The sequence below is a fragment of the Kitasatospora sp. NPDC091207 genome, assembly GCF_044768625.1.
Taxonomy (GTDB): Bacteria; Actinomycetota; Actinomycetes; order Streptomycetales; family Streptomycetaceae; genus Kitasatospora.
In genome coordinates this window covers 82081-103826 of record NZ_JBIVVS010000013.1, presented here as the reverse complement: position 1 = coordinate 103826, position 21746 = coordinate 82081, and the positions used below count along the sequence as shown (strand labels likewise).

At 74.2% G+C, this 21746-nt stretch carries 15 protein-coding genes; 13 read left to right on the top strand and 2 right to left on the bottom strand.

Annotation, left to right across the window (positions count from 1 at the left end; all coding sequences use genetic code 11):
• The first annotated feature begins 35 nt into the window (after window positions 1–35).
• Window positions 36–4019: a beta-N-acetylglucosaminidase domain-containing protein gene (locus tag ACIQTO_RS21945; protein WP_402390472.1), complete on the top strand. Its 3984-nt coding sequence runs from the start codon at window positions 36–38 to the stop codon at window positions 4017–4019.
• 303 nt (window positions 4020–4322) lie between these two features.
• On the opposite strand, the gene ACIQTO_RS21940 is transcribed toward ACIQTO_RS21945, so the two are convergent.
• Window positions 4323–4967 carry an HNH endonuclease gene (locus tag ACIQTO_RS21940; RefSeq protein ID WP_402390470.1) on the bottom strand — a complete coding sequence of 215 codons (645 nt, stop codon included), beginning with the start codon at window positions 4965–4967 and terminating at the stop codon, window positions 4323–4325.
• Between the two features lie 514 nt (window positions 4968–5481).
• On the opposite strand from ACIQTO_RS21940, the gene ACIQTO_RS21935 reads away from it, so the two are divergent.
• From ACIQTO_RS21935 to ACIQTO_RS21905, 7 genes are all read left to right on the top strand, one after another.
• On the top strand, window positions 5482–6696 hold the full coding sequence (locus tag ACIQTO_RS21935; protein ID WP_402390467.1) for a mechanosensitive ion channel family protein: 1215 nt from the start codon (window positions 5482–5484) through the stop codon (window positions 6694–6696).
• 263 nt (window positions 6697–6959) lie between these two features.
• On the top strand, window positions 6960–8150 hold the full coding sequence (locus ACIQTO_RS21930) for an ROK family protein (protein ID WP_402390464.1): 1191 nt from the start codon (window positions 6960–6962) through the stop codon (window positions 8148–8150).
• A gap of 136 nt (window positions 8151–8286) precedes the next feature.
• The gene (locus ACIQTO_RS21925) at window positions 8287–9642 is read left to right on the top strand and encodes an ABC transporter substrate-binding protein (RefSeq protein WP_402390461.1); all 1356 of its coding nucleotides are present in this window, start codon (window positions 8287–8289) and stop codon (window positions 9640–9642) included.
• Between the two features lie 22 nt (window positions 9643–9664).
• The gene (locus tag ACIQTO_RS21920; RefSeq protein WP_402390458.1) at window positions 9665–10663 is read left to right on the top strand and encodes a carbohydrate ABC transporter permease; all 999 of its coding nucleotides are present in this window, start codon (window positions 9665–9667) and stop codon (window positions 10661–10663) included.
• Window positions 10664–10684: 21 nt separating this feature from the next.
• Entirely contained in the window at window positions 10685–11605 is a 921-nt protein-coding gene (locus ACIQTO_RS21915) for a carbohydrate ABC transporter permease (protein ID WP_402390456.1), read from the top strand.
• Window positions 11605–12894, top strand: a complete 1290-nt coding sequence (locus ACIQTO_RS21910; protein WP_402390453.1) for a 6-phospho-beta-glucosidase — start codon at window positions 11605–11607, stop codon at window positions 12892–12894. Before ACIQTO_RS21915 ends, ACIQTO_RS21910 begins: the two co-directional genes overlap by 1 nt.
• A 135-nt stretch (window positions 12895–13029) precedes the next feature.
• Complete coding sequence (locus ACIQTO_RS21905) at window positions 13030–14052, top strand: N-acetylglucosamine kinase (RefSeq protein WP_402390450.1); 1023 nt, start codon at window positions 13030–13032, stop codon at window positions 14050–14052.
• Between the two features lie 381 nt (window positions 14053–14433).
• Here the strand turns inward: ACIQTO_RS21905 and ACIQTO_RS21900 are convergent, their stop codons facing one another.
• A complete protein-coding gene (locus ACIQTO_RS21900) occupies window positions 14434–16692 on the bottom strand; it encodes an NB-ARC domain-containing protein (RefSeq protein WP_402390447.1) in 2259 nt (752 codons plus the stop codon).
• A 199-nt stretch (window positions 16693–16891) separates the two neighbouring features.
• Between ACIQTO_RS21900 and ACIQTO_RS21895 the strand changes: the two genes are divergently transcribed.
• The 5 genes from ACIQTO_RS21895 to ACIQTO_RS21875 all read left to right on the top strand — a co-directional run bounded on the left by ACIQTO_RS21895 (window position 16892) and on the right by ACIQTO_RS21875 (window position 21746).
• Window positions 16892–18115 (top strand): MFS transporter, encoded by a 1224-nt coding sequence (locus ACIQTO_RS21895; RefSeq protein ID WP_402390445.1) that lies wholly within the window; start codon window positions 16892–16894, stop codon window positions 18113–18115.
• A 288-nt stretch (window positions 18116–18403) separates the two neighbouring features.
• The gene (locus ACIQTO_RS21890) at window positions 18404–19360 is read left to right on the top strand and encodes a GNAT family N-acetyltransferase (protein ID WP_402390443.1); all 957 of its coding nucleotides are present in this window, start codon (window positions 18404–18406) and stop codon (window positions 19358–19360) included.
• A 113-nt stretch (window positions 19361–19473) separates the two neighbouring features.
• The gene (locus ACIQTO_RS21885; protein WP_402390440.1) at window positions 19474–20226 is read left to right on the top strand and encodes an SDR family NAD(P)-dependent oxidoreductase; all 753 of its coding nucleotides are present in this window, start codon (window positions 19474–19476) and stop codon (window positions 20224–20226) included.
• A 236-nt stretch (window positions 20227–20462) separates the two neighbouring features.
• The gene (locus ACIQTO_RS21880) at window positions 20463–21095 is read left to right on the top strand and encodes a hypothetical protein (protein WP_402390437.1); all 633 of its coding nucleotides are present in this window, start codon (window positions 20463–20465) and stop codon (window positions 21093–21095) included.
• Between the two features lie 45 nt (window positions 21096–21140).
• Window positions 21141–21746 carry an RICIN domain-containing protein gene (locus ACIQTO_RS21875; RefSeq protein ID WP_402390434.1) on the top strand — a complete coding sequence of 202 codons (606 nt, stop codon included), beginning with the start codon at window positions 21141–21143 and terminating at the stop codon, window positions 21744–21746.

Sequence of the window (21746 nt, the reverse complement as noted above, 5' to 3'; positions counted from 1 at the left end):
GCGCGATGTGGTCATTGCCTGGCGAGGAGGCTCCTGTGCAAGCCCGAGTGTCCGTCGCCGCAGGGCGGCGGTTGAGGCAGCAGCTGGAGCAGAGCCCGGCGCTGCGTGACGTATTGCAGCATCCGGCGGCGATCGCGGCGCGGCGGGCGACCGCGCGGACGTGCCGTCAGCTGGCGCCCAGGGCCGCGGACCGGCTGATCGCGGATCTCAAGGGCACGGAGCCGCTGCTGGCATCGGTGCGGGCCGAACGGACCGGGGGCCGGGCCGGGACGCCGAGCCGGCGGACCCTGCAGGTCGCGGCGACGCTGTCGGCGGCCGCCGTGGTCGGCGGGCTGCTGGTGAGCGGACCGGTCGCGTACGCGTACAGCCCGGGGCCCGACGTGGTGAGCACCGCGTCGCAGACGCCGCTGGGCAGTGTGAGCAACCCTCAGGTCTTCCCGCGCCCGCAGGAGCAGAGCGTGGCCGGCAGGCCGGTCGCGGTGCCCGCCGAGGTGACACTGGTGACCGCGCCGAAGGCGGACCACGGCGCGGTGGACACCGTGCGCGAGGTGCTCGGCGTGGCCGGGGCAACCGCGGTGACGCCGCGGACGGAGGCCGGCACACCGGTCGCCGGGTCGCTGGTGGTGTACATCGGCGGTCCCGCCGAGGGCGCGGGCGGCGAGGTCGACCGGGCGCTGCGGGAGCTGACCGCGGCCGCCGGCGGCAAGGACGGCACCGCGCCCTCCACCGCGGGGATGCCCGCCGGCGGGTACGTGCTCTCGGCCGGCCAGCTGCCGGCCCCGGGCGGCGGGACGTACGGCGTGGTGGTGCTGGCCGGCGCCGACCAGGCGGGCAGCTTCTACGCGGCGCAGAGCATGCGCCAACTGCTGGCCGCCGTGCCCGCCGGGCAGGGGCAGGCGCCGGGCGCGGCCGGTCTCGGGCTGCCGGGGATCACGCTGCGCGACTGGCCCTCCGGCGCGCCGGTGCGCGGCACCGCGGAGGCGTTCTACGGCACCCCGTGGAGCCAGCAGCAGCGCCTCGACCAGTTGGACTTCCTGGGCCGCTCCAAGCAGAACTTCTACCTCTACGCCCCCGGCGACGACCCGTACCGGCTCTCCCGCTGGCGCGACGCCTACCCGGCGGCCAAGGCGGCGGACCTGAAGGCGCTGGCCGCCCGGGCCGGGGCGAACCACGTGACGGCCGGCTACGCGATCGACCCGGGCCAGTCGCTCTGCTACAGCTCGGCCAAGGACGCGGACGCCCTGGTCGCGAAGCTGGACGGGCTGCGGGCACTCGGCTTCACCGCGTTCCAGCTGCAGTTCCTCGACGTCTCCTACGACGAGTGGCACTGCGGCGACGACCGGGCCAAGTACGGCACCGGGCCGGCCGCCGCCGCCAAGGCGCAGGCCGAGCTGGTGGCCAAGGTGCAGGACCGGCTGATCGCGAAGAACCCGGGGCTGGCACCGCTCTCCGTGGTGCCGACCGAGTACCACCAGCAGGGCGCCACCCCCTACCGCACCGCGCTGGCGGCGGCGCTGCCGGCCGGCGTGCAGGTGGCCTGGAGCGGGGTCGGGGTGATCCCCGAGAAGATCACGGGCACTCAGGCCGCCGAGACCGCCGGCCTGTACGGGCACCCGCTGGTCACCATCGACAACTACCCGGTGAACGACGCCAACCCGGACCGGCTCTTCCTCGGCGCCTACACCGGGCGCGACGCGGAGGTCGCCACCCGGTCGGCCGTCATGCTCACCGGCGCGATGCAGCAGCCGACGGCCTCCCGGATCGCGCTCGCCACCGCCGGGGACTTCGCCTGGAACCCCGCCGGGTACAAGCCGGAGGACTCCTGGCAGGCCGCGCTGCGCTCGCTGGCGGGCCCGGCCGGCGCCACCGCCGCCCCGGCCGGGGCGGTCCTGGCGTCCGTCACCGCGCTGGCCGGCAACAGCTCCTCCTCGCCGCTGTCCAAGCAGGAGTCCGGCTACCTCGCCCCGCTGCTGGAGCGGTTCTGGGCGACCGCCGAACCGAACGCCGGGGCGGCGCCCGACCTCGCCAAGCTGATAGAGGCGGCGGCCCCGCTGCGGGAGTCCTTCGCCGCGATGGCGGGGGCCCAGCAGACCCTCACCGCCACCCCGGCCACCGCGGCGCTGGCCGCCGAGGCCGGGCCCTGGCTGGCCCCGCTGCGCGACTACGGCCTGGCCGGCCAGGCCGCGCTCGACATGCTGCTGGCCCAGCGCGGCGGCGACGGCGCGGCGGCCTGGCGGGCCCGGGTCGAGCTCAACAAGCTGCGCGAGCAGCTCGGCCAGAGCCCGGCGACGGTCGGCGCGGGCGTGCTCGGCCCGTTCCTGGAGCGCGCCGTGCGGGCCGCCGACAACTGGGCCGGCGTGGTCGGCGGCGGAGCCGCCCCCACCACCACCATGGGCACCGCCCACGACCACCTGCCCGCACTGATGACCGACGGCGTGGCCGACACGTTCTACTGGAGTTCGGCGCCCCCGCAGCCCGGCGACTCGGTCGGCCTGGACCTCGGCGGCGGCCGCCCGGTCGGCAGCGTCACCGTGCTGATGGGCTCCTGGGGCAGCGGCCCGGACGGCACCAACGCGCTGGACGACTACATCCGCGACGGCGTGCTGGAGTACTCCACCGGCGAGGGCGGCTGGAAGCAGCTCGCCCAGGTGAAGAACCAGCGGAGCGTCACCGCCCAGCTGCCCGCCGGGACGGTCGTCCGGGCGGTGCGGCTGCGCGCCACCGCCGCCCAGAAGACCGCCGTGGCGGTCCGCGAGTTCAGCGTGACCGCGCCGGACGAAGCCCCGGCCAGCGTCACCGGCGGCCCCGCCGCGCTGCCCGGCGCCTCGGCGGGCGCCGTGCTGGACGGCAACCCGGACACCGCCTACCGGGCGGCCACCGCGCCGACCACCGCGGACGAGCCGCTCACCGTCGAGCTGGGCACGGCCCGGCCGCTGGACCGGCTGACCGTCCTCACCGACCCGACCGTACGGGCCTCCGCCACCGTCTCGGTGCGGCGGGCGGACGGCACCTGGGCGGAGATCGGCACCGTCCAGCCCGGCTACAACGAGCTGCCGGCCGGCGGCCAGAGCGCGGACGCGTTCCGGCTGGCCTGGAAGCCCGGCGGCGAACCGCCGGTCGTCAACCAGGTGATCCCCTGGTACGCGGACGCCCCGGCCGCCCGGCTCAGCCTGGCCGACGCCGCGCTGGACGTGGTGACCGGCGCGCCCGCGCCCGTGCAGGCCCGGGCGATGGTCGAGGCCGGCCGCCCGGAGGGCACCGTCGGCGAGCTTCGCACCGAGGTACCCGCCGTGGCCAAGGGCCTGACCGTGGCACCGGCCTCCGGGGTGAGCGTGCCGCGCGGCGGCCGGGTGGGCGTCCCGCTGCTGGTCAGCGCCGCGCCGGGGACGCCGTCCGGCACCTATCAGGTGCCGGTGCTGTTCGTGACCGGCACGACCACCGTGCGCCAGGTGCTCCAGGTGCACGTGGTGCCGCCGACCGGTGGGCCGGACCTCGCCACCACCGCGAAGGCCGCCTCCTCGGCCGACGAGACGTCGTCCTTCCCCGCCTCGGCGGTGGCCGACGGCGACCCGAAGAGCCGCTGGTCCTCCCCCGCCAAGGACGACGCCTGGGTGCAGCTGGAGCTGCCGAAGGCCGCCCACCTCGGCTCGGCGGTGCTGCACTGGCAGGCCGCGTACGCGTCCTCGTACAAGATCCAGACCTCGGCGGACGGCATCGCCTGGACGACGGTGGCGACGGTGGACGACGGCAAGGGCGGCAACGAGACGGTCCGGTTCGACGCACCGGACACGACGTTCCTGCGGGTCCAGGGCGTCGCCCGGGCCACCAAGTACGGCTACTCGCTCTGGGGAGTGGAGCTGTACGCCGTCGCCGACCCGTCGGCCCCGGTGACCGAGCAGCCGGTCACGACGCCGGGCACGACGGTGGTGCCGCCCACCACGACGACGCCGCCGCCGGGCACCGCACCCGCCACCACCCCGCCGGGAACACCCTCGGGAGCACCGTCGCAGAAGCCCTAGCGGGCCGGAGGACACGGAGACGGGCGGGGAGACAGGCCCCCGCCCCGAGCGGCCCTGACCCGAGCGGGCGAGCGGGCGACAACACAGCCCCGAGCCGAAGGGCCGCGCCGGTGCCGAAAGGGAGAAGCGAGGACGTCGCGAGGAACGAGTGGCGTTGGAGCGCCGACCGTCGGCACCGGACGAGAGCGGCCCGGAGGCGAGCGGGCGAATAACAGCGGCGGGCCGCCGTGCGCCCCGGTGCGGGGTGCGCGGCGGCCCATGAGGCGTACCGAAGTATGACGGGCAAGCCCTTGTGGAGCGGGGTCAGGCGGAGAGCGGCTCGGGCTGCTCACCGCGGCGGGCGGGGGCGGAGTGGGCGGAGTGCGCCCGGCCGAGCGGCAGCGGATGCGCGGCCTCGGTATGGTCGTGGTGTTCGTACTCGGCCCACTGCGGGGCGTGCAGCTGGTCACCGCCGCCGTAGGGTTCCAGGTAGGGCCGCCAGCGCGGGTCCTTGATCCCGGTGCCGATGATGCGCCAGGCCAGGCCGCTGGGCGGGGCCGGTGGCCGCTTCATCCGCCAGCCGAGTTCGGTGAGGTGACGGTCGGCCTTGGTGTGGTTGCAGCGGCGGCAGGCTGCCACCACGTTGTCCCACCGGTGCTGGCCACCCCGGCTGCGCGGGATGACGTGGTCGACGCTGGTGGCGGCGGCCCCGCAGTAGACGCAGCGGCCGTGGTCGCGGGCGAACAGCGCCCGGCGGGTGAGCGGGACGGGCCCGCAGAACGGGACCCGGACGAAGCGGGTCAGTCGGACGACGGACGGCGCCGGAAGGGCGCTGGTGGCGCTGTGCAGAGTGACTCCCGAATCCTCCAGGCTGACCGCCTTGTGGTTGAGGACCAGGATGAGTGCGCGGCGCATCGATACGACGCCGAGTGGCTCGTAGGACGCGTTGAGGACCAGGACATGCGGCACGGATGCCTCCTTGGACGCCTGCGGCGCGTGGCTCGCGCCGGGACGAGCGGTTCGACCACACAACGGGTGCGTGATCTCCCCCAGTGTCGCCTTACGCCTTTGTACGGCGCCACCACTCCTGTGTAACGGAGCTGATGTGAACTCCGGGTGTGGGTTCTGTCATACCCGATATGCCCGGGCGAATGACGGGTTGCACCCGGGTGCCCTCCCGGGGGACGGCTCGTCCGGTCGGAGCAGCGCGGCGGCGGGCGCCGCCCGTTGCCGTCGGAGGCCCGATCAGAGGCCGGTCCGGGGCGGATCGGCGGGCCGATCGGGGGCGTGCCGGGGCGTTGACGGGGCGTCCGGGCGGCGGCCACACGCCCCGGGGCGGCTACTCCCGGGCCGCCCGGCGGCCGCCCGGCGTGTCCGGGGCGCGGTCCGGCGGCGGATAGGCTAAGGCGGACGGTCCGCAGGCCCAGGGTGTGCCTCCGCGTCGGCGGGCTGTGCCACGACCCCTGCAGGAAGGTCCCCGCACGTGTTCAGGTCCGGTGCCGCCGGTCTCCTCGCCGACGCGTCCACGACGCTCACGTCCACGCCGCCGAGCCCGTCCCCGAGCCCCACGGCCCCGCAGCTGCCGCAGTTCGACCTCAGAATCCCGACCAGCGCGCAAGAGGTCAGTGACACCACCAAGCAGGCGGCCGGCTGGTTCGACTCGCACTGGCAGGACTGGCTGGCCGGCGGGGTGCGGATCGTCTTCATCATCGTGCTGGCGCTGGTGCTGCGGGCCGTGGTGCGCAAGCTGATCACCCAGCTGATAGCACGGATGATCAAGTCGAACGAGACCGACGACGAGCCCGGCCGGCTCGGCGGACTGCTGGCCAACACCGGGGTGGTCAACCCCGAACGCCGGCAGCAGCGGTCCGAGGCGATCGGCTCGGTGCTGCGCAGCGTCGCCTCGTTCAGCATCCTGGGGACGGCCGCGCTGATGGTCCTCTCGGCGCTCGGGGTGAACCTGGCGCCGCTGCTGGCGAGCGCCGGTGTGGCCGGTGTGGCGATCGGTTTCGGCGCCCGCAACCTGGTCACGGACTTCCTCTCCGGAGTCTTCATGATCATGGAGGACCAGTACGGCGTCGGCGACGAGATCGACACCGGGGTGGCGACCGGCACGGTGCTGGAGGTCGGCCTGCGGGTCACCAAGCTGCGCGGCGCGGGCGGCGAGATCTGGTACATCCGCAACGGCGAGGTGAAGCGGATCGCCAATATGAGCCAGGGCTGGTCGACCGCCTCGGTGGACGTCCAGGTCGGCTACAAGGAGGACCTGGCCCGGGTCGAGGCGCTGATCCAGGAGACGGCCGAGGCGATGGCCAAGGAGGCGCCGTTCGACGAGCTGGTCTGGGCGCCGGTCTCGATCCTGGGCGTGGAGTCGGTCGCGGTGGACTCGGTGGTGCTGCGGGTCGAGGCGCGCACGGCCCCGGGCAAGGCGCTGTCGGTCGCCCGGGCGCTGCGGCACCGGCTGAAGACCGCGTTCGACCAGGCCGGGATCAAGGTCAAGGAGGAGGCCCCGCTCCCCGCCGGCGCCGCGGCCGCCGCGGCCCCCACCGGGGTGGTGCTGACGACCGCCCCGACGACGCCGCCCACCGACCCCGCCCCGCCGTCCGCGCTGGCCGACCCGACCTCGCCGCGCTACCTCGCGACGGCGCCGATACCGGCTCCGGTGAAGCCGGCCGACGACATCTCCAAGGCGCCCTGACGGGCCCGGCGGCCGCCCGAGGGCCCGGCCGCCCGCCGCGAACCGGACGCGCGAACCGGACGAAAGCCCCGTCTCCCGGACATCGGGAGACGGGGCTTCGCGCTGGCCGGTAACGCTTCGGCATCCACCGCCGGAAGGACCATTGACACCCTCCTGACGTGGACCGTACGGTCCTGTTCAAGCGACTGGAAAGTTTCCTAACAGTTCGCCTGGAGCCCACCCTGCGTCCGCCGTGCCGTGCCGGGAAGAGGAGGATCGACGCCGTGACCAGAACGCCCGCCAAGGCCCCCCTCGCCGGCACCCCCAGCCTGCTGCGCGCCATCAACGACCGCGCGGCCCTCGAACTGCTGCTGGAGAACGGCCCGCTCTCCCGTACCCAGATCGGCACCCTGACCGGCCTCTCCAAGCCCACCGCCTCCCAGCTGCTGGCCCGTCTGGAGGCCGCCGGGCTCGTCCTGCCGGTCGGTACCACCGCCGGCGGGCCGGGCCCCAACGCCCAGCTGTACCAAGTGAATCCGGCCGCCGGCTACGTCGCCGGCCTGGACGTCACCAACAGTCACGCCCGGATCGCGATCGCCGACATCACCGGCGTCACGCTGGCCGAGCACGTGGTGCCCACCAAGGGCTGGACCGCCGCCGAGACCGTCACCCGGGTCGCCGCGGCCGTCGCCGAGGCCGTCCGGGCCGCCGGGCTCCCCGAGGACAGCCTGCACACGGTGGCGATCGGCGTCGGCGGCGCGCCCGACCCCGTCACCGGCAAGCTCCGCTACGCCTCCCACCTGCCCGGCTGGCACTCCCCGCGGCTGACCCGGGAGCTCTCGGAGGCGATCGGCGCGCCGGTGTCGATCGAGAACGACGTGAACCTCGCCGCCGTCGCCGAGCAGGCCTCCGGCGCGGCGCGCGGGTTCGAGGACTTCGTCCTGCTCTGGGCCGGCGAGGGCACCGGCGCGGCGATCGTGATCGCCGGCCGGCTGCACCGCGGCTTCACCGGCGGCGCCGGGGAGGTCGGCTACATGCCCGTCCCCGGTTCACCGGTCGTGCGGGACGTGCGCCGCCGCAACTCCGGCGGGTTCCAGGAGCTGGTCGGCGCACCCGCCGTCCGGGTCCTGGCCAAGGAGTACGGGCTCGGCGCGCCCACCGCGGAGGAGTCGCTCGCCAAGGCCCTGGAGACCCCGGGTGCCGGTGACGAGTTCCTCGCCGCCCTGGCCGGCCGGCTCGCCGTCGGCCTGGCCGTGATCGTCGCCGTCGTGGACCCCCAGCTCGTGGTGGTCTCCGGCGGCGTGCCGAGCGCGGGCGGCGAACGGCTGCGCGCACTCGTCGAGGAGGAACTGGCCCGGATCTCGATCGCCCGGCCCGAGGTCCGCAGCAGTGCCCTGCCCGGCTCACCCGTCCTGCTCGGCGCACTGCAACGCGCCCTGGCAGCCGCTCGCGAGGCGGTCTTCTCCACTCACTGAAGCCCGCCCACCGCGACCGCACCACCCCACGGACAGCTCCCGCCCGCACCACAAACCCTGCACACCTCTCCCCCAACCCCCAACGCGGGACCTGAGGCAATGACGCCTGCCCGCGCACCCCCAGGAGGATCTCGAAGTGCACTCCACCACCTCCCGCAGAAGCCGCCGGACCGTCGCCGCCGTGACCGGCGGCGCCGTGCTGGCCCTGCTCGCCACCGCCTGCACCGGCACCAACGACACCGGCGGCAAGGACGACTCGGCCAACGGCGGCGACGTCACCATCACCTTCTGGCACGGTTGGAACCAGGACTCCGAGGTGAAGGCGATCGACGCCAACATCGCCGCCTTCGAGAAGGCCCACCCGAACATCCACGTCAAGGCCGTCGGCAACATCGCCGACGACAAGGTCAACCAGGCGCTGCGGGCCGGCGGCGACTCCGCCCCGGACGTGGTCTCCTCCTTCACCACCAACAACGTCGGCATGTTCTGCTCGACCAAGGCCTTCGCCGACCTCAAGCCCTTCCTGGAGAAGGACAAGATAGACGCCGCGAAGACCTTCCCGGCCGCGATGCTCAACTACACGCAGTACCAGGGCAACCAGTGTTCGCTGCCGCTGCTCGGCGACGCGTTCGGCCTGTACTACAACAAGAAGGCCTTCGCCGACGCCGGCATCACCAGCGCGCCGAAGACCTTCAGCGAGTTCGCCGACGCCGCCACCCGGCTGACCGTCGCCGACGGCGACGGCTTCAAGCAGCTCGGCTTCATGCCGCTGTACCACGGCTACGAGTCGACCACCGAGCACTTCCTCGGCCAGTGGGGCCCGAGCTACTTCGACGGCTCCGGCAAGTCGAACCTCGCCACCGACCCCAAGGTCGCCTCGATGCTGACCTGGCAGAAGGGCCTGGTCGACAAGCTCGGCGGCTACGCCAAGCTCGACAAGTACCGCGCCACCTTCGGCGAGGAGTTCAGCGCCAAGAACCCGTTCCTCACCGGCCAGGTCGCGATGGCCATCGACGGTGAGTGGCGCACCGCCGCGCTCGCCGAGAACAAGCCCGACTTCGAGTGGGCCACCGCGCCGTTCCCGGTGCCGGACGACCAGGTCGCCACCTACGGCCGCGGCTACCAGACCGGCACCATCGTCGGCATCGCCAGCAGCAGCAAGAAGCAGGCCGCCGCCTGGGAGCTGGTCAAGTACCTGACCACCGACACCGACGCCGTGGTCAGCTTCGCCAACGCGATCCACAACGTGCCGAGCACCTTCGACGCGCTCAACTCGCCGAAGCTGATCGGCGACGAGAACTTCAAGACCTTCCTGGACATCGCCAAGAACCAGTACTCCGGCACCACCCCGCCGACCGTCAACGGCGGCGCGTACATCGTGTCGCTGCAGAACCTCGGCTACGCCTACGAGTCCGGCCAGCAGAAGGACCTCCCGGCGGGCCTCGCGGCCACCGCCAAGGAGATCGACGCCGCCATCGCCCAGGCCAAGTAGCCGGCGCCACCTCGGAGCTCCCATGTCACTCGCGTTCGGCACCCGCAAGGGCACCGGATCGACCGAACCGGCGGCGCCCTCCACGCAGCACCTGCTGCGCCGGAAGCGCCGCCGGGAGGCGGCCCGCACCCTCGCCTTCCTCTCCCCCTGGCTGATCGGGTTCAGCGTCTTCTTCCTGTACCCGCTGCTCTCCACCGTCTACTTCAGCTTCATGAAGTACAACGGCTTCAGTGCCCCCACCTTCAGCGGCCTGAAGAACTGGGACTACGTCTTCAACGACTACCCGTCGTTCTGGAAGGGCCTGCGCAACACGCTCTGGCTCGTCGTCGTCATGGTGTCGCTGCGGGTGACGTTCGGCCTCGGCATCGGCCTGCTCATCACCAAGGTCAAGACCGGCGTCGGCTTCTTCCGCACCGCGTTCTACCTGCCGTACCTGGCACCGCCGGTGGCCGCCACCGTCTCGTTCGCCTTCCTGCTCAACCCCGGCACCGGACCGGTGAACCACTTCCTCGGCGAGATCGGCCTGCCCCAGCCCGGCTGGTTCGCCGACCCGACCTGGTCGAAGCCCGCGCTCACCATGCTGGCCATGTGGGGCATCGGCGACCTGATGGTCATCTTCATGGCGTCCCTGCTGGACGTCCCGAAGGAGCAGTACGAGGCCGCCGAGCTGGACGGCGCCGGCCCGCTCCAGCGCTTCCGGTACGTGACCCTGCCGAACATCTCGCCGATCATCATGTTCTCGGTGGTCACCGGGGTCATCCAGACCATGCAGTACTACACCCAGGCGATCGTGGCCGGGAAGGTCGCCGGCGGCATCGCCGGCAACTCCGGGCAGCAGTTCGAGCCCGGCTACCCGCAGGGCTCCACCTGGACCCTGCCGCAGATGGTCTACAACCTCGGCTTCCAGCGCTTCAACTACGGCGCGGCGTGCGTCGTCGCCCTGGTGCTGTTCGCCATCTCGATGGCCGTCACCTCGCTCCTGCTGCGCCGCAAGTCCGGCTTCATGGCGAACGACGACTAGCGGACCAGTGAGGACTCGATCATGACTCTCAGCACCACGCTCTCCAAGGCCCCCGCGGGCACGTCCGGCGCCACCGGGTCCGGGCGGCCCGGCACCGCCGCCGCGCGGGCCGCCCGCCGCCGCGCCGCGCTCAACTGGGTGGCCGTCCACTCGCTGGCCATCGCCGCCACGCTGTTCTTCCTGCTGCCGTTCGTCTTCGCCTTCCTCACCTCGGTGATGACGGACAGCCAGGCGCTCACCACCGACTACTGGCCCACCTCCTGGGAGTGGGGCAACTACACCAAGGTCTGGGACACCCCCGGGTTCCTCACCTGGTGGCGCAACACCCTGCTGTACGCCGGCCTCGGCACCGTGCTGACCATCGTGTCCAGCCTCCCGGTGGCGTACGCGCTCGCCAAGTTCCGATTCCGGGGCCGCAATCTGGCCCTGATGGCCGTCATCGCGATGATGATGCTGCCGCCGCAGGTCACCATCATCCCGATGTACCTGTTCTGGTCGAAGCAGATGGGCCTCTCCGGCTCGCTCTGGCCGCTGATCATCCCGATGGCCTTCGGTGACGCGTTCTCGATCTTCCTGCTGCGCCAGTTCCTGATGACCATCCCCAAGGAGTACATCGAGGCGGCCCGGATCGACGGCTGCGGCGACCTGCGCACCCTGCTGAAGGTCGTGCTGCCGATGGCCAAGCCGGCCATCGCCGCCGTCGCGCTGTTCCAGTTCTTCTACGCCTGGAACGACTACTTCGGCCCGCAGATCTACGCCAGCGAGAACCCGGGCGCCTGGACCCTCTCCTACGGTCTGGAGTCCTTCAAGGGCGCCCACCACACCAACTGGAACCTCACCATGGCCGCCACCCTGCTGGTGATGGCGCCGGTGATCATCCTCTTCTTCTTCGCACAGAAGGCCTTCATCGAAGGCGTGACACTGACAGGGGTCAAGGGCTGATGTCCGCACTGAAGTTGGCCATCGTGGGTGGCGGTTCGACGTACACCCCCGAGCTCATCGACGGGTTCGCCCGGCTGCGCGACAGCCTGCCGATCGCCGAACTCGTCCTGATCGACCCGGCCGCCGACCGGTTGGAGCTGATCGGCGGGCTGGCCCGGCGGATCTTCGCCAAGCAGGGGCACGGCGCCGTCGTCACCACCACGACCGACGTCGAGGCGGGCGTCGCCGACGCCGACGCGGTGCTGCTGCAACTGCGGGTCGGCGGGCAGGCGGCCCGCAACAAGGACGAGACCTGGCCGCTGGAGTGCGGCTGCGTCGGCCAGGAGACCACCGGGGCGGGCGGCCTGGCCAAGGCCCTGCGCACCGTGCCGGTGGTGCTGGACATCGCCGAGAAGGTCCGCCGTACCAACCCGGACGCGTGGATCGTCGACTTCACCAACCCGGTCGGCATCGTGACCCGGGCGCTGCAGAACGCCGGTCACAAGGCCGTCGGCCTGTGCAACGTCGCGATCGGCTTCCAGCGGCGCTTCGCCGGACACCTCGGCGTCGACCCCGAGCTGATCCGCCTCGACCACGTCGGCCTGAACCACCTCACCTGGGAGCGCGGCGTCACCCTGCTCGACGCCCCGGGCGCGGCCACCGGGCGCGAGGTGCTGCCGGAGCTGCTCAGCGGTTTCGGCAAGGAGATCTCCGAGGACCTCCGGCTGCCGCAGCGCGTCGTCGAGCGCCTCGGCGTGGTGCCCTCCTACTATCTGCGCTACTTCTACCAGCACGACCTGGTCGTGGAGGAGCTCAAGGTCAAGGGCTCCCGGGCGGCCGAGGTCGCCGAGATCGAGCGGCATCTGCTGGAGATGTACGCCGACCCCGCCCTGGACACCAAGCCGGAACTGCTCGGCAAGCGCGGCGGCGCGTTCTACTCGGAGGCCGCCGTCCAGCTGATCGCCGCCCTGCTGGGCACCGGCGGCGGGACGTCCGTGCAGGTGGTGAACGCCCGCAACAACGGCGTCCTGCCCTTCCTCCCCGACGACGCCGTGATCGAGGTGCCGGCCGAGGTGGACGCCGCCGGCGTGCGCCCGCTGCCGCAGCGCCCCGTCGAGCCCCTGTACGCCGGCCTGATCGCCTCGGTGACCTCGTACGAGCAGCTCGCCCTCGACGCCGCCCTGCGCGGCGGCCGCGACCGGGTCTTCGACGCCCTGCTCGCCCACCCGCTGGTCGGCCAGATCGAACTCGCCGACCGGCTGACGGACCGGCTGCTCGCCCACAACCGCGAGCACCTCGCCTGGGCCTGACGTGCCCCTTCCGTCCGGCCCGCGCCGCCGGCCGTCGGCCCTGCCGACAGTGCCGACGGCGGGCCGGGCCGCGAGGAGACCGACCACCCCCGGCCGGGGACAACGGCCGGGCCACGTACGAGCCGCGGGGACCTCATGACCCACCAGCCCGAACCACTCCTGCCCGGCGTTCTCGCCATCGACGCGGGCAACTCCAAGACCGACGTCGCCCTGATCGGCGTCGACGGCACCGTGCACGGCTCCGCCCGGGGCGGCGGCTTCGCACCGCAGAAGATCGGCGGCGCGGCGGCCGTCGCCGGCCTCGCGCCGCTGGTCGAGGAGGCGGCCGCCGCTGCCGGGCTGACGTTCCGCAGCGGCGTCCTGACCACCCACGTCAGCGCCTGTCTCGCCAACGCCGACCTCCCGGTGGAGGAGGCCGCGCTGCGCACCGCGCTGGAGACCCACCCCTGGGGCGTCACCAGCTCCGTCGTCAACGACACCTTCGGCCTGCTGCGGGCCGGCACCGACGGCCCGCGCGGCATCGCCGTCGTCTGCGGCGCCGGCATCAACTGCGTGGGCCTGCTGCCCGACGGCCGCACCGCCCGGTTCCCCGCCCTCGGCGAGCTGACCGGCGACTGGGGCGGCGGCAGCGGCCTCGCCACCAGCAGCATGTGGCACGCCGTCCGCGCCGAGGACGGCCGCGGCGGCCCGACCGCGCTCGCCCGCGCCATCGCCGAGCACTTCGGCCTGCCGAGCACCATCGCCGTCGCCGAGGCCATCCACCTCGGGCACCTGCCCTTCGCGCGGCTGCACGAGATCGTCCGGGTGCTGTTCGCGGTGGCGGACACCGGCGACCGGGTCGCCCTGGAGCTGATAGACCGGCAGGCCGACGAGATCACCCGGCTCGCCGTCGTCGCGCTGCGCCGGCTGGACCTGCTGGACGAGCCCGCCCCGGTGGTGCTGGGCGGCGGTGTGCTCGCCTCCCGGCAGCCGCTGCTGCTCGACAACCTGACGGCGCGCCTGACCGCGGCGGCGCCGCTGGCCGAGCCGCGGGTCGTGGTGGCACCGCCGGTGCTGGGCGCCGCGCTGCTCGGCCTCGACCACCTCGACGCCGGGCCGGCCGCCCAGGCGCGGGTGCGCGAGGCGTACGGCGACCCGGCCCGGCCGGTGGCGGCGTAACGCCCGCCTGCCCGAACGCTCCCCGAGTTCCGCCCCCGACGGGTCCGCACACCCGTCGGGGGCGGTCGCGTCGGGGCGGTCGCGTCGGGGCGGTCGCGTCGGGGCGGTCGTGTTGGGGTGGTCGCGTCGGGAGCCCCAAGGAGCGCGTCGCGGGGGACGCGGGCGGCGGGCCCGGTCACAGACCGGGCGACGCGCCGCCAGGTGCGCACCCGTCCCCCGTCCGATCACGCCCCGAGGGGCCGTGCACCAGGGCCACCGGGCCCGTCACGAGCGCCTTGCGGTGTGCTGATCCGCCGAACTGCCCCGCACCCGTCCTCCACCCGTGGATCGGCGGATTCCCGGCTCGGCGGGCCCCCGGCCGGAAGACCCCGCGTCAGCGGGTCACGGAACAACGGGTCCTGAACCGGCGGGCCCCGCGTCAACGGAGCCCGCGTCAACGGGCCCCGGCTCGGCCGGGGGCTCGGCCGGGCCGTCGAGCCATCGGTCGACGCTCTCGCGGATCAGGGCGAGGTACTCGTGCTCCGGGTCGAGCGCGCCGAGCGCGTCGTCGAGCAGCCCCCGGCAGGCCTCGGCCGCGCCGGTGCGGTCGCCGGCCGCGCCCAGCCAGTCCGCCAGGCTCGCCCGGGCCACCAGGGTGTGCGGGTGGTCGTGGTCGTAGCTGGGCGCGCGGTCCGCCAGCAGCGCCCGCAGCTCCGCCACCGCCCGCGCCGGATCGCCCGCCCGGCCGCGCAGGTTGGCGAGGTTGGCGCGGGCCAGCAGCACCGTGGGGTGGTCCGGGCCGAAGCCGGCGGGCAGCCCGCCGAGCAGTTCCTCCAGGGCCTCCGCCCCGCCCGCCGGATCGCCGGCGGAGCTGCGCCAGACGGCCAGGTTGTTGCGGGCGGTGAGGAGGAAGAGGTCGCCCGGGTCGAGCGCGCGCCGCGCGGCCGCCAGGATCGCGGCGAACTCCTTGGCGGCCGCCGCCGGATCGCCGTCCCGGCCCCGCCAGGCGGCGAGGTCGCCGCGACAGGCCAGGGTCTCCGCCGCGTCCGGCCCCTGCACCCGGACCAGGACCGGCAGCAGCGCGCCGAGCAGCTCGATCGCGGCCGCGCGGTCGCCCGCCCGGCCGCGCGCGTTGGCGGCCTCCCCGGCCAGGATCAGGGTCGCGCGGTGCTCGGGCCCGACCCGCTCCTCGGCCTCCCGCCGCAGGTCCTCGAAGTACCCGGCGGCCGCGATCACCCGGCCGCTCTGGGTGAGGCTCGTCCCGGCGCGCTGCAGCACGGAGGCCGACGCCGCCTGGGCATCGGCCCAGAGCGCCCCGCCGGCGTTGACCCGCAGCACGGCGGTGTTGGCCCGCAGGGCGTGGGCCAGCGCCTGGTCGTGGTCGGTCACCGGCCAGGCCGCCTGCAGGGCCCCGGCCACCAGCCGGGCGAACGCCGCGCGGCTCTTCGCGGCCGCCGGCAGGGTGTCATGGGCCAGGTGCTGGGTGAGCGCGTGCACCCTCAGCACGGCGAACTCCCGGCCGTCGGAGGCCGGGAGGAGGTCGGCGAGGCCGAACCGGTGCAGCACCTCCAGGACGGCGAGGGCGGCGGCCTCGCTGGGCAGGGCGACGCCGTGCGCCGGCAGCGTCCGTACCAGCACGTCGTACTCCGCCGTGTCGAACAGTCGGCCGTACCAGCCGAGCAGGCCCTTCGGCCCGGGGAGCTTCGACGCCAGGACCCGGCGCCCCAGATGTGCCCGCGCGGGCTCGCCGGTGAGCACGCCCACCGGGATGCCGCCGGGGTCGAGCAGCGCCGCGAGCTGGAGCATCGGGGTGGCCAGGCCGCCGGTGTGACGGTCCGCCCGGGCCAGCGAGACGCCGAGGACGGCCGGGAGGGGGGCCCGCTGGTCGTCGGGCAGCGCGCCGCCGGACGGGGTGAGACCGGAGAGCGGGTGCCGGCCGCTCAGCATGGACCGGTAGGTGGCCGGGAGCATCTGCGTCTCGTCGAGGTAGGCGGCGGCCTGGGCGAGCGCGAGCGGGAGGTGACCGAGTTCGGCGGCGAGCCCGGCCGCCTCCCCCGGGGCGACGGCGGGCAGGCGCTCCGCGAGGTAGGCGGCGGACTGCGCCTCGGTGAAGAGGCCGACGTCGACCAGCCGTCGGCCGCGGGCGGCCAGCGGCCGGTCGCGGCGGCGGGTGGTGGCCACGGTGCGGCCGGACGCGGTGTCCGGCGGCCACAGCTCCCGCAGGTCGGCCGGGTCCGTCAGGTCGTCGAGGACGACGAGCCAGCGCCGGTCGGTGGAGTCGAGCCAGGCCAGCAGGCGTTCGGGGGCCGGTTCGAGGTCCTGCCGGTCCGCCAGGCCGATCTCCAGCGCGGCCCGGGTGTAGGACTGCCGCACCGCCTCCCGGTCGGTGGCGGCCGTCCAGACGACGAGGTCGAGCCCGCCGGAGCGCAGCAGGCTCCGGGCGTGCCGGGCGGCGATCTGGGTCTTGCCGACGCCGCCCATCCCGGACAGCACGGTCGTGCCGGCCGGGGTGTCGGCCAGCTCCCGGACGAGGCCGCGGGGCTGGAAGGCGTCCGCGACGTTCGGGATCAGGCCGACCCGGCACGGCCAACGCGGTTCGGTGACCCGCAGGTGCACCTGCTCGGCCTGGACCAGCAGGCCGTTGACGGTCCCCCCGGTCATCGCGTTGCGCACCGACGGAGACGGCGCGCCCGCCGGTTCGGGAACCCCCGACGGAGACGGCGCGCCCGACGGCTCGGGAGCGCCCGCCGACGACCGGGCGTGCTGCGAGGAAGGAGCCATGGCAGCCAGTGTCACAGCCGGCGGTCCACCCCGTAGACACCTCTGCCGGATTCGCCTCCGGTCTGATGAGCTGCTCGGCATGGAACACGAACAACACGGCCCCCGGCGGTGGTGGGTGCTCGCCGTCGGCATGTTCGCGATGACGTCCGGGTGCGCGTTCCAGTTCGGGCTCCCGTACCTGATCCCGGTGCTGCGCGACGAGGGTCTCTCGCTCAGCCGGGCCGGGCTGCTCGCCGCCTGCCCGACCATCGGGCTGGTGCTGACGCTCGCGGCGTGGGGCGCGGCGGCCGACCGGTGGGGCGAGCGGTGGGTGCTGGCCTCCGGACTGGGGCTGGGCGGACTGGTGCTGCCGGCGGCGACCGCGGTGCACGGACCGTTCGCGCTCGGCCTCTGCTTCCTGCTGGCGGGCGCCGCCGGGGCGTCGGCGCACGCGTCGAGCGGGCGGCTGATCCTGGGGTGGTTCCCGGCCCGGGAGCGCGGGCTCGCGATGGGGCTGCGGCAGACGTCGCTGCCCCTGGGGGTCGCGCTGGCGGCACTGTTGCTGCCGCCGCTCGCCGCGCACGGGCGAGCCCGCGCGCTGGCGGTGCTGGGCGCACTGAGCGTGGCGGCGGCGCTGCTGGTGGCGGTCGCGGTCCGGGACCCGGCCCGGACCGACGGCGGTGCGGGCGCGCGGGCCGCCAACCCGTACCGGACGGCGGTGCTGTGGCGGCTGCACGGCGCGGCGACCCTGCTGGTGGTGCCGCAGTTCACGGTGTCGGTGTTCGCGCTGGTCTTCCTGGTGGACGAGCGCGGCTGGTCGCCCTCGACGGCCGGTCCGCTGCTGGCCTGCGTCCAGGTGGCCGGGGCCGGCGCCCGGCTGGCGGCCGGGCGCTGGTCGGACGTGGTCGGCAGCCGGGTACGCCCGATCCGGCAGCTCGCGGTGACGGCCTCGGGCGTGCTGGCCCTGCTCGCGGTGGGCGCCTTCACCGGGTCGGCGCCCGCCGTGGCGGCGCTGATGGCGGCGGGCGTGCTGACGGTCTCGACCAACGGGCTGTCGTTCACGGCCGTCGCCGAGTACGCGGGCAGCGCGTGGGCGGGCCGGGCGCTGGGCGTGCACACCACCGTGCGGAACGCGGTCGCGGCCTGTGTGGGCCCGACGGTGGGCGCGCTGATCGGCTCGACGGGGTACGGGTGGGCGTACGCGCTGGTGGTGGGCTTTCCGCTGGCGGCGGCGGCGCTGCTGCCGCGGCCGCACGAGAAGTCGGCCGGTCCGACGTCTCGTGCGCGGCGCGAGCGGGCCGGGCTTGACCTCAAGCCCGGTTGAGGCTGTGGGATGGGGACCGGTGGCGAACACCCGCGCCACCGGGCGGGATCCGGCAGGGGGAGGCACGGCCGCATGGGGCGGAGGACGCCCCGGCTCGAACGGGTGGAGAAGCGTGGTCGGTCAGGACAACGCGGTCGATGCCCCGTCCGTAGGGTGACGACCGGCCCCGGGGCTGTGGGCCGCCTCCCGTCATCGATCGTGCCGGAGGCGGCCCCGGTTCCCCGCCGCGATGACGCGGGTTCGCCGGACCGGTCGACAGACCGCCCACCGATGGCGCAGAGTCGCGCCATGTCTCACCTTCCGCCGCCGCCCCTCCCGGCCCACTACCGGAGCCGGGCCGCCGCCCCGGCCGACGCGCCCGCCGTCCACCGGCTGGTCACCGCCTGCGAACGCGAGCTGCTCGGCGACGCCGGGGACCGGGCCGAGAACGCGGCCGACGGCGTGGCCGCCGACCTCGCGCTGCCCGGCCTGGACCCGGCGCACGACACGCTGCTGGTGGAGGACGCGGCGGGGGCGGTGGTCGGCCGGGCCTGGGTGCACGGCGGACGGCGGAGCAAGGTCGACGTCCACCCCGCCCACCGGGGCCGGGGGTTGGGCGGCGCGCTGCTCGACTGGGCCGAGGCCCGGGCGCGGCAGCTGGGCAGCGAGCGGATCTCCCAGACCCTCCTGGACGGCGACCGGGCGGCCGTCGAGCTGCTGCGGTCCCGCGGCTACGGGCCGTTCGTCACCCAGTGGCTGCTGGAGATCCAGCTGGCCACCGAACCGGTGGTGCCCGCGCTGCCGGCGGGGGTCACCGTCCGGCCGTTCCGCCGCGGCGACGAGCACGCGGCCTACCGGCTCACCGAGGACGCGTTCGACGAGTGGCAGGTGCGGCGCAAGCCCTACGAGGAGTGGGCGCGGCACACCGTCGAGCGGGCCGCCTTCGCCCCGGCGCTCTCTCCGCTGGCCTTCGCCGACGGGCAGTTGGTCGGCGCGGTGCTGTCCCTGGATGTCCCGGAGAGCGGCGAGGGCTATGTCGAGCGGGTCGCCGTCCGGCGGGACCACCGCAACCGGGGGATCGCCCGCGTGCTGCTCCAGGAGGCGTTCCGCGCCTTCCACCGGCACGGGCGGCGGACGTGCACGCTGTGGACGCATTCGGAGACCGGCGCGCTCTCGCTGTACGAGCGGGTGGGCATGACGGTCCGGCTCGGCTCGACGGTCTACGGCAAGCCGCTCCACCCCGGGGACGGCGGCACCTCGGCCTGATCCGCCGTCACCTCCGGCTCCGTGCGGGGGCGTCCGGCCGCGATACGGGCGGTTACCGCCGAGTAGGATCCGATCCGGAGTTGTCGGAGTCACAGGATCAGGGGGCGCGCACGATGGAGCAGCGACGGACCGCGGTGGTGTCGGGCGGCGGGACGGGGATCGGCCGGGCCGTCGCGGCCGAACTCGCCGGACACGGCTACCGGGTGGTGATCGTCGGACGGCGGCCCGAGGTGCTGGCGAAGGCGGCGGCGGAGATCGGGGCCGGCGTGGTCCCGGTCGCGGCCGACCTCACGGTGGCCGCCGAGGTCGCGGACGCGGCCGCGGCGATCGCGGCACTCGGCCCGGTGGACGTGCTCGTCAACAACGCCGGAGCGGTGATCACCCCGCCGGCCGACGCCTCGCTGGAGGCGCTGGCCGAGGCCTGGCGGCGCGACCTGGACACCAATCTGATGACCGCCGTCCTGCTCACCACCGCCCTCGCCGACCAGCTGCGACGCCCCGGCGGGAGGCTGATCCTGATCAGCTCCGCCGCCGCCCAACGCGGCGGCGCCGGCCCGCACTCGGCCGGCTCCTACGCGGCCGCCAAGGCCGCCCTGCACGGCTGGGGCTTCGGTCTCGCCCGCCGGTTCGGACCGGAGGGCATCACCGTCAACATCCTGGCGCCCGGCTACGTCGAGGACACCGAGATCTTCGGCGACGACTGGACCCCGGAGTTCCACGCCGACAAGGTCGCCGCCACCCTGGTCGGCCGGGCGGGCACCCCGGGGGACGTGGCGGCCGCCGTCGCCTTTCTGGCCTCCCCGGCGGCCGGCTACGTCACCGGCCAGGTCATCGGCGTCAACGGAGGCGCCGTCCTCGGACGCTGAGGCGCCGCCCGCACCACCGGGCCCACGCACCCCTTCACCTTCTTCTGACGCATCGTCATGCACCTGTCCCACCAGGGCCGTTGCCCGCCCGGGCCGCGATGGTTCGGACCGGATCCACCCCCAGAAGGTTGGGATACCGCGCACCCCGCCCCGACCGCGAGGATGCCCGTACGGGAGCTGTGACATGAACGAGACACGGCTCCCGCCGCATCCCATTCGACCGGAGGAGCACCCTCATGGCTTCGCGCAACCGACGCGCCGCCCTCACCTCAGGCCTCGCCGCGCTGCTGGCGGTGACCGGCCTCGGTCTCGGCGCCGCCCCCGCCCAGGCCGACCCGCCGCCGAACCCCGTCTGCAACCCGGACCGGGACTTCGTCTGGGAGGACATCGTCACGGCCCGGGTCGAGCCCACCGTCACCGACTTCATCGCCGTCGCCATCACCCCCGGGACCACCGGCCAGTACACCCGGACGCTGACCGAGATCAACTCCGTGAGCACCACGGTCAACAGCAGCGTGGAGGTGACGGCCGAGTTCAAGGCGCTCTTCGCCAAGGTCAGCGCCAAGGTCGGCTTCTCGGTGAGCGACACCAAGTCGACCACCCGGAGCACCTCCGTCACCGACACCGTGAACTTCAACAGCCCCGGCTACTACGGCATGTACCGCGGCACCCGGAAGGTGACCGGTGAGTGGGTGCGCTACCTCTGCGCCCGCTCCGGCCCGGGCACCGGGTACTGGATCAACACCAACCCCGGCGGTGCCGGCACCTACACCACCTTCGACATACCCGAGCAGGGCACCGTGTCCTGCGGCTGGCCCGAGCCGGCCGGCACGGTGCGCGCGTCCGCCCGGCTGCGCCTCTTCTGCTGACCGTCCGCCGATGCGCCGCACACCCTCTGCTGTGAAAGCGAGTTCATGATGCCCGCTCCGCACCGGCTCCGCCACGGGATACGCCGCCGACTGGCCGCGGCCGGCACCGCCGCCGCCGCCGTCGCGCTCCTGTTCACCGCCGCCCCGACCGCCGTGGCCGCACCCGCCCCCGCCCCCGCCGCCCTGACCACCACCTGGGGCGACTTCACCTGCGACGGGGGCCTCTACCGCATCAAGGCCCCGACCACCCGGGAACTGTTCCTGACGGTCGCGCTGTCGCCCGGCAACCACGGCTCGGTCATCCAGTACTTCTGGGGCAACGAGTCCAATCAGAAGTGGATCTACTGTCACCGGCCCGAGGCCGACGGCACCGAGACGGTGGTCTTCCAGGACAGCTGGCGGCACTGGTGCCTCGCCGTCGGCAGCGACGCCATGTTCTACGGGGCCTGGATCGTCACCACCGGCTGCTTCAGCGACCACATCCCCACCGAGCAGCAGTTCGTGAAGACGAAGGTGCCCGGCACCAACCTGTTCGCCCTCCAGGGGCAGCACTCCCGCAAGTGGGTGACGGCCTCCGGCACCTTCGGCCAGAACGGCAACCAGATCATCCAGGGCGACCAGCCGGATCTGTACGTGCTCCAGCCGGTCTGA

Excerpts from the sequence above, each read along its gene's own strand:
- ACIQTO_RS21920 (WP_402390458.1), top strand. The coding sequence starts at position 9,665 with ATGTCACTCGCGTTCGGCACCCGCAAGGGCACCGGATCGACCGAACCG.
- ACIQTO_RS21915 (WP_402390456.1), top strand. The coding sequence starts at position 10,685 with ATGACTCTCAGCACCACGCTCTCCAAGGCCCCCGCGGGCACGTCCGGC.
- ACIQTO_RS21895 (WP_402390445.1), top strand. The coding sequence starts at position 16,892 with ATGGAACACGAACAACACGGCCCCCGGCGGTGGTGGGTGCTCGCCGTC.
- ACIQTO_RS21910 (WP_402390453.1), top strand. The coding sequence starts at position 11,605 with ATGTCCGCACTGAAGTTGGCCATCGTGGGTGGCGGTTCGACGTACACC.
- ACIQTO_RS21885 (WP_402390440.1), top strand. The coding sequence starts at position 19,474 with ATGGAGCAGCGACGGACCGCGGTGGTGTCGGGCGGCGGGACGGGGATC.
- ACIQTO_RS21890 (WP_402390443.1), top strand. The coding sequence starts at position 18,404 with ATGTCTCACCTTCCGCCGCCGCCCCTCCCGGCCCACTACCGGAGCCGG.
- ACIQTO_RS21875 (WP_402390434.1), top strand. The coding sequence starts at position 21,141 with ATGATGCCCGCTCCGCACCGGCTCCGCCACGGGATACGCCGCCGACTG.
- ACIQTO_RS21905 (WP_402390450.1), top strand. The coding sequence starts at position 13,030 with ATGACCCACCAGCCCGAACCACTCCTGCCCGGCGTTCTCGCCATCGAC.
- ACIQTO_RS21880 (WP_402390437.1), top strand. The coding sequence starts at position 20,463 with ATGGCTTCGCGCAACCGACGCGCCGCCCTCACCTCAGGCCTCGCCGCG.
- ACIQTO_RS21900 (WP_402390447.1), bottom strand. The coding sequence starts at position 16,692 with ATGACCGGGGGGACCGTCAACGGCCTGCTGGTCCAGGCCGAGCAGGTG.